Consider the following 1,000-nt stretch of genomic DNA (forward strand, 5'->3'; position numbering starts at 1 on the left):
CGTTTGTCACGACCCTTGCTTGGGCGAGTTTGGTCGCTTATAGCCGCTTATGGATTGGTATGCACCGACCAGTAGGATCTATTTGGCTCACTGCGTTTATTGCCATGATCATCAGCGCTATGCCAAATTTCTACCGATACCAACATCGGTCAGGAAGTTTTTACGCATTCGGGAAAGCACAGTTTAAAGCAGCCGTGTTTCATATTTGCCGCCCAAGGATAGGGAGAGTGAATAATGATGAAGAAACTGAATGGTGTTCAAAATGAACGTAAAAGAAGGTCGTTTGGTAAAAGTAGGACAACCAAGCGACCAAAAGCTATTTAAGCTAAGCTAGTTTTACAACCAAAGCATAGAAAGTGTTGTCTGTGAGGACCAACTCACTTAGACGAGCACATTATAGCGAGACAATACGGAAAGGAAAGAAATAAAACCCATCATCCGTTATTTACTGACTTTTCTGTGACATCATCACTGGTTTAACCTTTGGTTAAACTTTAACCCACCAGAAACCTTTCTAATTAGCTCAGCATATAGGACAGCTAATATGGACGACTGCATAGCCGATCGCCATATAAAGCGCTTTTTCCGCTTCTTTAGGATCACCAGAGATTCGATTGGTGAGAGACATTCGTCCTTCAGCACTACAAATGATCTCTCCCACATTCTGGATGAGGTTCCGAAACATTCTATCTTCATTTACAGCGTTAACCCATGAGAGATAAAAGGCTTCAGGGGATGAAAATTCAAGGGCTTGGATGATGTGTTCGACCGCTTTCGGTTTAAGCTCATCCAATAATTCTTCTTTTTTCTTGAAATGCCCATTGACGCAAGAACGACTCACCCCTGTTTCTCAGCAATATGCGTATAGGTTAAGTGTTCATAGCCTTCTAGCAGGAGTATTTAACGATGCATCTATAATATTTTGGTGTGTTTTTTGGTCCACAGCTTGGCTGACTCTTGGCATTGTCATCTCCTACTAAAAGCGGCAAATCCTAACGCT

At 42.2% G+C, this 1,000-nt stretch carries 1 protein-coding gene and 1 pseudogene; one reads left to right on the top strand and one right to left on the bottom strand.

What is annotated here, in order from left to right; genetic code table 11:
* A pseudogene (locus CIK04_RS34075) lies at positions 1-266 on the top strand (hypothetical protein); the annotation flags it as partial.
* A 257-nt stretch (positions 267-523) separates the two neighbouring features.
* Here CIK04_RS34075 and CIK04_RS26225 read toward each other — a convergent pair.
* Entirely contained in the window at positions 524-841 is a 318-nt protein-coding gene (locus tag CIK04_RS26225) for a TetR/AcrR family transcriptional regulator (protein ID WP_237282417.1), read from the bottom strand.
* Positions 842-1,000: the final 159 nt, after the last annotated feature.

It is taken from the genome of Vibrio sp. 03_296, from assembly GCF_002265885.1.